At 43.3% G+C, this 8,535-nt stretch carries 3 protein-coding genes; 2 read left to right on the forward strand and 1 reads right to left on the reverse strand.

Features of this window, described 5'->3' with window-relative positions; all coding sequences use genetic code 11:
* Nucleotides 1-35: 35 nt before the first annotated feature.
* The gene (gene leuC, locus ACEYW6_RS18075) at nucleotides 36-1,439 is read right to left on the reverse strand and encodes a 3-isopropylmalate dehydratase large subunit (protein ID WP_412980807.1); all 1,404 of its coding nucleotides are present in this window, start codon (nucleotides 1,437-1,439) and stop codon (nucleotides 36-38) included.
* Between the two features lie 273 nt (nucleotides 1,440-1,712).
* Here leuC and ACEYW6_RS18080 point away from each other — a divergent pair, with 273 nt between their 5' ends.
* Together ACEYW6_RS18080 and ACEYW6_RS18085 are read left to right on the forward strand one after the other, a co-directional pair.
* Complete coding sequence (locus tag ACEYW6_RS18080; RefSeq protein WP_412980808.1) at nucleotides 1,713-3,065, forward strand: ATP-binding protein; 1,353 nt, start codon at nucleotides 1,713-1,715, stop codon at nucleotides 3,063-3,065.
* A 75-nt stretch (nucleotides 3,066-3,140) separates the two neighbouring features.
* A complete protein-coding gene (locus ACEYW6_RS18085) occupies nucleotides 3,141-8,444 on the forward strand; it encodes an eIF2A-related protein (RefSeq protein ID WP_412980809.1) in 5,304 nt (1,767 codons plus the stop codon).
* Nucleotides 8,445-8,535: the final 91 nt, after the last annotated feature.

An 8,535-nucleotide genomic window follows, 5' to 3' on the forward strand; every position in this document is an offset into this window, starting at 1 on the left:
CTTTCCCTTTCCCCATTCCCAATGCCCCTCTAAAATTACAAGAGTTCACGCACATCAGAGACTTCGCCTTTAATCGCAGCAGTGGCGACCATCGCCGGACTCATTAACAATGTCCGACCGGAAGAGGAACCCTGTCTGCCTTTAAAGTTGCGGTTGGAGGAAGAGGCGCTGATTTGTCTTCCTTGCAGTTTATCGGGGTTCATGGCCAGACACATGGAACATCCTGGTTCACGCCATTCAAATCCAGCTTCCTGAAAGATTTTATCTAGTCCTTCAGCTTCTGCCTCTTCCTTCACCCGTTCTGAACCAGGGACAACAAAGGCTTTGATTCCCTCTGCAACGTGGCGACCTTTGGCGATTTTCGCAGCTTCTCGCAAATCGCTAATTCTGCCGTTGGTGCAACTACCAATAAAGCAGACATCTATTTTAGTGCCCTTGATGGGTTGACCAGGATATAAATCCATGTAGCGGTAAGCTTCTTCGGCAATAAATCGGTCTTCTTCCAGCAATTCTTCTGGTTGAGGTACTGACTGGTTGACACCGATACCTTGACCGGGAGTAATCCCCCAGGTAACAGTAGGAGAAATTTCCGCAGCGTCGAATACTACTACATCATCGTATTGGGCATCAGCATCGCTCTTGATGGAATCCCACCAAGCCACTGCTTTATCCCAATCTGCATCTTTGGGTGCAAAATCTCTGCCTTTGAGGTAATCGTAGGTGACTTGATCGGGATTAACATAGCCGCAACGCGCACCGCCTTCGATCGCCATATTGCAGACAGTCATCCTCTCTTCCATATTCATTTGCTCAAATGTCGTACCGGCAAATTCATAGGCATAGCCCACACCACCTTTCACGCCAAGGGTGCGGATGATATGCAGAATGACATCTTTGGCGTAAACACCAGGGTTGAGAGTGCCGTTAACTTCAATTTTGCGGACTTTCAGTTTGGAAAGGGCCAGGGTTTGGGAAGCGAGAACATCTCGGACTTGACTAGTACCGATACCAAATGCGATCGCACCAAATGCCCCATGACTGGAAGTGTGACTATCTCCACAAGCGATCGTCATTCCTGGTTGGGTCAGTCCGAGTTCTGGAGCGATGACATGAACTATACCCTGGCTCCCAGAACCAATATTGTAAAAAGTTATATTATTTTCTTGACAGTTATTTTCCAGCGCCTGAATCATTTCCTCTGCCAAGCTATCGGCAAAGGGACGCGCCTGGTTTTCTGTTGGCACAATATGATCGACTGTGGCAACGGTACGCTGTGGAAACAGTACTTTTAAACCCCTCTCGCGTAACATAGCAAAGGCTTGGGGACTGGTGACTTCATGAATTAGGTGAAGCCCGATAAATAGTTGTGTCAGCCCTGAGGGAAGTGTACCAACGGTGTGTAAGTCCCAAACTTTATCAAACAGGGTACCTTTGCTCATACGTCTATCAATATTTAAAGAGTCCGGTCTTAAATAGTATCAAAAAATAGTCTAGGTTTTTCTACATCACTTTATATTAGTTACAGCTTTGGGTAAAATCGTGGCGAAGTCAGAGGTGCAGAGGCACGCAGAGAATTCACGATGTATTTTGCTCACCTTTGAGGCTGTAAAAGCAAAAATTTTCCGAAATATTGAGATGCAAAGATGTAAATAACTTTATCCTTTTCCACAAGGATATGTTAAGACAATACGAGATAATTGCACTACCAAGTTATGCCCATAGATTTACGGGAATTTTATCAGGCTAGCGATCCCAGCAGAACTCTGTTTGTCAACCATAGCTCTGATAGCAAGTATTACATAGATTTTTCCTCAGTTCGAGGTGGTGATATTCTTGGCAAGCTGAAGCAGAAAATTACTTTTTTTAAGCCTAATGAACCCACCTGCACTTTATTTACTGGGCATATTGGTTGTGGAAAATCGACAGAGCTATTACGGTTACAGGCAGAACTGGAAAACTTAGGCTTCCATGTGGTCTATTTTGAGTCCAGTGATGACTTGGAAATGACTGATGTCGATATTGCTGATGTGCTGCTAGCGATCGCTCGGCGTGTGAGTCAAAGTCTGGATAAAATTACCCTAGAGTCACCCAACAAGTTTAATGAGTTGTTGCAAGGTGCTTGGAAGGTCTTAAACTCCGAGGTGACGGCGGGAAAAGTTAAGGTTCCGGTGCTTGGTGATGTCGGTTTATCGGCAGATAAAGAAAAGTTTTCTCTGTCTGTGGGCATTGGGGAAATCACCGCGAAGATGAAAAATGACCCAACCCTGCGAGAAAAACTCAATCAGTATTTAGCACCGCAAAAAACTAAACTGCTGGAAGCGATTAATCAAGAATTATTGGAACCTGCGATCGCTAAACTCAAACAGCAGGGTAAAAATGGTCTAGTGGTAATTGTCGATAATCTTGACCGCATAGATAATCGTGTCAAACCTTGGGGTCGTCCGCAGCAGGAATATTTATTTGTCGATCAGGGTGAGTTTTTGACGAAGCTGAATTGTCATCTCATCTACACCATGCCTTTGTCTTTGAAGTTTTCCAATGATTACGGAATGCTGACCCAGCGTTTCCCGGAAGACCCAAAGGTGTTACCAATGGTACCTGTACAATGGTCTGATGGCAGTGTTCATACAGAGGGAATGGCACTCATGCAGCAGATGGTACTAGCTAGAGCTTTTCCTGACATGACACCAGAGGAGCGTTTAAATAAAGTTACCGAAATTTTTGATAGTGCTGCTAGCCTAGAGCGTTTATGTAAAATGAGCGGTGGTCATGTGCGGGACGTACTGAGGCTGCTGAATACCTGGATTATGGAAGAGATGAGTCTTCCCCTAACCCGTGAAACCTTCGAGCAAGTTATTCGTTCTCGGCGGAATGAAATCGTGTTGCCAATTTCTGATGATGAGTGGCAATTGTTACGTCATGTCAAGGAAAAGAAAAAGGTAAGTGATGACCAAGGATATCAAAAACTGATTCGCAGTCGCTTTGTCTTTGAATATCGGGATGGTGGCGAGTCTTGGTTTGATGTTAATCCGGTTTTGGCTGAGGCGAGGGAATTAAGTTTGTAGTAAGCACTTTAGTGCTTATTATTCTATGTCTTTGAAAGCACTAAAGTGCTTACTACGAACTAAACACATAAGCTTATGACAGACTCGCAACCACCAAAAGATGACCATGTAAACAGCGATGTCTACGACGGGCTACGCCTACGCTCTCTGACACAATTAGCTTGGGCGATTGAATCCTCTGTGGGACAGTTTAAGCTGATATTGGCACGGTGTAATTATGCTAGCTTGCGCGATCGCTTAATATCCAGATTGCAAGAAATTTGTCAAGTTGAAATTCGTGTCTTGGCAGTGCAGCAATCTAATAGAACTCTTTATACTACCATTCAGGAAGAATTTGGTGAAGAAATACCAGCCTGTGTGATGGTTGTCGGTTTGGAATCAGTGCAGAATTTATCTGTGATGCTAACTTCTGCGAATCAGGTGCGGGAAGAGTTTCGTAAGAATTTTGCTTTTCCCTTAGTGTTGTGGATTGACGATGAAATCTACAAGCAACTAATACAGCTTGCACCAGATTTAGAAAGTTGGGCAACTACGAGAGATTTTGCCATATCAACACAGGAATTAGTAGATTTTATCATCGAAACGGCTAATCAATGGTTTAGTAATAACTTAAAATTTAGCATAGATGAATATTTTAAACTGGAAAATGAGTTAGAAGCGGCGCAAAGATATTTACTCAAAAAGCCAGATGTTTATAATTTAGAAATTCAAGCTAATTTAGAATCTTTGTTAGGTTTTATCAAACAGATAAATAATCAAAAAGATTCGGCGTTAGAGCATTACCACCAAGCTGATAAGCTCTGGCAGCAAAGTCATAATTTAGAACGACAGGCAAAAATCCTCAGTGAGATTAGCTTTTGTTATTATTTAAAAGCTTTTAAAAACCAAGATATCAATCATCCAGATTGGCTAGTAACTTGGCATTATATTCAAGAGTATATAAATTTTATCAGCAGGTTTAAAAGTCCAGATTTAATTGCAAATGCAGTAGTTAAATTCGGTGATATATTGCGAGACTTGCAAAAGTGGGAAACCTTGCAGAGTCTTTCTGAACAAGCTTTAGTAATCCATCAAAATAACAACCAGCCAAGAGAATTAGCCAGAGATTACGGTTTTTTAGCTGAGGTAGCTTTTGCTCAAAAAAACTGGCTCAAAGCAAATCAGCTTGTTCAGCAAGCCTTAAAAGTTTTTTCTACGATTCCCAATCTAGAATCAGCAAATACATCAGGGATTTTATCTGATATTCCCGAAAGAGATTTAAAATCAAAAGATTTGAGCTTATATCAGTTTATTTTAGGCCGTTCTCAATATCAATTAGGTCAAACTCAACAGGCAACTCTCAGCTTAGAAACTGCTAGGGATGTGGGTAATCCCCTAGAAGATATTAGACTTTTCTTGGATATTCTCAGATTTTCGCAGCAGCTTTACTTTGAGCAGAAAGAATATCTCAAAGCATACAAAATCAAACAGCAACAGCGTTCTATTGAACAGCAATTTGGCTTGCGGGCTTTTATTGGCGCGGGTAGGTTAGAAGCTACAAAACAGGCATTTGTAGAGACATTACACTCAAATTCTCCCCAAGGAAATATTGCCCCAGAAATTGCTGCATCTGGTCGGCTCTTGGATGTAGAACGTTTAATTGAACGCATGGGTCGCCCTGATTATAAGTTGATAGTAATTCATGGGCAATCGGGTGTCGGCAAAAGTTCCCTAGTGAATGCGGGACTAATACCAGCTTTAAACAATAAAGCGATCGGTACTCAAGATTATTTGCCGGTGGTAATGCGCGTTTACACCAACTGGGTGGAAGAGTTGGGGAGGCTTTTAGGAAAAAGTGAGGAGTCGGAAGTTTGTAGAGACGCGATTCATCGCGTCTTTCCTGAGTGGCGAGAGTCAGAACTCGGAACTTCAGCCTCAGAACTCGGAGGTTCGACCTTTGATATTCAAAATACCCACTCCTTACTTCTCTCGTCATCTTCACGCCCTAATGCAGACGCGATGAATCGCGTCTCTACAAAGTTTCTAATCACTCAACTATGCGAAAACGAACAGCGCAACCTGCGAACGGTGCTAATTTTCGATCAATTTGAGGAATTTTTCTTTGTTTACACCGAACCTGCACAAAGGAAGCAATTCTTTGAGTTTATGGGAGAGTGTCTGAATGTTCTATCGGTGAAAGTTATCTTATCGTTGCGGGTAGATTACATCCATTACTTGCTAGAGTGCAATGATTTGTCCAGTCTCAAGATTATTGGCAATGACATTCTCAGTAATAATGTGCTTTATAAGTTGGGGAACTTCTCACCTGCTGATACAAAGTCAATTATTCAGCGTTTAACTGCAAATACTAGTTTTCGCTTAGAACCTGCTTTAATTGAACAACTGGTGCAAGATTTAGCCGGAGAATTGGATGAAGTTCGTCCCATTGAGTTGCAGGTTGTGGGGGCGCAACTGCAAACGGAGAATATTACAACTCTGGCAGAATATCGCCAGCGTGGTACTAAGGGAGAATTGGTTAAACGTTATTTGGATGAAGTTGTTAATGATTGCGGCGAAGAGAATCAGCAAGCAGCAGACATACTACTGTATTTGCTGACCGATGAAAAAGGAACTCGCCCCCTAAAGACTCGCGCTGAGTTGGAACGCGATTTGATGCCGTACTTCTCGGAGATCCCCCCAACCCCCCTTAAAAAGGGGGGCTTAGTTTCTTTCACCCCCTTAAAAAGGCGATCGCCGCAGGCGGGGGGATCAAAAACTAGGGCAGAAAAAACTGTTGATATCAGTAAATTAGATTTAGTGCTAGAGATTTTTGTCCAATCCGGCTTGGTGGTTTTGCTACCAGAAAACCCCGCAGACCGTTATCAACTAGTACATGACTACATCGCCGCCTTTATCCGCCAGCAACAGGAACCGAAGTTAAAGCAGGTAATGGCGGAACTGGAAAAGGAACGAGAACAAAGAAAAATTAGTGAGGCGAAACTGAATAACTTTCTCAAACGTGCCCTTTTTAGTTCCGTGACCGCAGGTTTAGGATTTGCTGGATTGGCAGTGCTAACATTCCAGTGGACAGTAGAGGCAAATATTCAGCTAATTAACGCCATCAATAATTCTTCTGAAGCCTTTTTTGCCTCTGGACAACATCCAGATGCTTTAATAAGAGCCTTAAGGGCAAGTAACAAACTCAAGCATACAATTTGGGCACATAACAGAAACGATATCCGAATGCAAACTGCGGCAACTTTACAGCAAGCGGTTTATTTAAAGCCAAATGAGCCTAAAGAAAATCGTGCGATCGAGGTGAATACTTTAGAAGGTCATAGCGATAGGGTTAATAGCGTTGTCTACAGCCCGAATGGACAGCAGTTAGCTTCTGCTAGTTATGACAAGACAATCAAAATCTGGCATGTCAGCAGTGGTCAACTCCTGAAATCCCTAACTGGTCATAACGATACAGTCAGAAGCGTCGCTTACAGTCCCAATGGAAAACAGTTAGCTTCTGCTAGTTTTGACAAGACGATCAAAATCTGGGATGTCAGCAGTGGTAAACTCCTCAAAACCCTAACTGGTCATAGCGATACAGTCAGAAACATCGCTTATAGCCCCAAGGGGCAACAGTTAGCTTCTGCTAGCGATGACAAGACCATCAAAATCTGGGATCTCAGCAGTGGTAAACTCCTAAAAACCCTTACTGGTTATAGCAGTGCGGTCATTAGCGTCGCCTTTAGCCCCAATGGACAATATTTAGCTTCCGCTAGTAGTGACAAGACCATTAAAATCTGGGATCTCAGCAGTGATAAACCCCTAAAATCGCTGACTGGTCATAGCAGTGGGGTGAATAGTGTCGCCTTTAGCCCCAATGGAAAACAGTTAGCTTCTGCTAGTTTTGACAATACCATCAAAATCTGGGATCTCAGCAGTGATAAACCCCTGAAAACCCTTACTGGTCATAGCAGTGCGGTCATTAGCGTCACCTTTAGCCCCAATGGAAAACAATTAGCTTCCGCTAGTTTTGACAATACCATCAAAATCTGGGATCTCAGCAGTGATGAACCCCTGAAAACCCTTACTGGTCATAGCAGTGCGGTCATTGGCGTCGCCTTTAGCCCCAATGGAAAACAGTTAGCTTCCGCTAGTTTTGACAACACCATCAAAGTCTGGGATCTCAGCAGTGGTAAACTCCTCAAAACCCCTACTGGTCATAGCGATACAGTGAGAAACGTTGCCTATAGCCCCAATGGGCAACAGTTAGCTTCCGCTAGTTGGGACAAGACTATCAAAATCTGGGATCTCAGCAGTGGTAAACTCCTCAAAACCCTTGCTGGTCATAGCAATTCGGCCATTAGCGTCGCCTTCAATCTCAATGAACAACACTTAGCTTCTGGTAGTTGGGACAAGACCATCAAAATCTGGGATATCAGCAGTGGTAAACTCCTCAAAACTCTTACTGGTCATAACGGTGGGGTGAATAGCGTCGCCTTCAGTTCCAATGGACAAGAGTTAGCTTCTGCTAGTGAAGATAACACTATCAAAATCTGGAATGTCAGCAGTGGTAAACTCCTCAAAACCTTGACTGGTCATGGCAGACCGATTTATAGCGTCGCCTATAGCCCCAGTGGACACCAGTTAGCTTCTGCTAGCTATGACAACACCATCAAAATCTGGGATATCAGCAGTGGTCAACTCCTAAAAACCCTTACTGGTCATACCAGTGCGGTCATTAGCGTCGCCTACACCCCTAATGGACAGCAGTTAGCTTCTGCTAGTTATGACAACACCATCAAAATCTGGGATGTCAGCAGTGGTCAACTTCTTAAATCCCTGACTGGTCATAGCGGTTTGGTCTATAGCGCCGCCTACAGCCTCAATGGACAACAGTTAGCTTCTGCGAGTGAAGACAACACCATCAAAATCTGGGATGTCAGCAGTGGTCAACTCCTAAAAACCCTTAATGGTCATAGCAGACCTGTCTATAGCGTCGCCTACAGTCCCAATGGACAAGAGTTAGCTTCTGCTAGTGAAGACAAAACAATAATTTTATGGGATTTGGATTTCGATAATTTATTATTCAGTGGTTGCAATTTGTTGAATAATTATCTCATTGGTCATCCAGAAGTGTTAGAAGAGTTGCAATCATGCCAAACGCGATCGCGGTTGGCGCAAGGGGCAACAGTGTTAGTCATCCAAGGTGAGAAGTTAGCGCGAAATGATGATATTGATGGCGCTGTTAAAAAATTTGGCAAAGCACAGCAGTGGGATAATAAATTAAAGTTTGATTCCCAGGCGAGAGCGAAAGAGTTGGCAAATCAAGGTAAAACAGACCTAACCCCCAGCCCCTTCCCTCTCTTCGAGACGCTGCGCAAACGCAGGGAAGGAGAGTAAGATTCAAAGCCTCTCTTTCAAGAAACACTTGATGTAAAGCTTATGTAGAAAGGGTTTGATAAAATGAAGCTTCCTCCTTATCTTGGGATTT

This window comes from Nostoc sp. UIC 10607, assembly GCF_047228265.1.
In the GTDB taxonomy this organism is placed as follows: Bacteria; Cyanobacteriota; Cyanobacteriia; order Cyanobacteriales; family Nostocaceae; genus Nostoc; species Nostoc foliaceum_A.

Excerpts from the sequence above, each read along its gene's own strand:
- leuC (WP_412980807.1), bottom strand. The coding sequence starts at position 1,439 with ATGAGCAAAGGTACCCTGTTTGATAAAGTTTGGGACTTACACACCGTT.
- ACEYW6_RS18080 (WP_412980808.1), top strand. The coding sequence starts at position 1,713 with ATGCCCATAGATTTACGGGAATTTTATCAGGCTAGCGATCCCAGCAGA.
- ACEYW6_RS18085 (WP_412980809.1), top strand. The coding sequence starts at position 3,141 with ATGACAGACTCGCAACCACCAAAAGATGACCATGTAAACAGCGATGTC.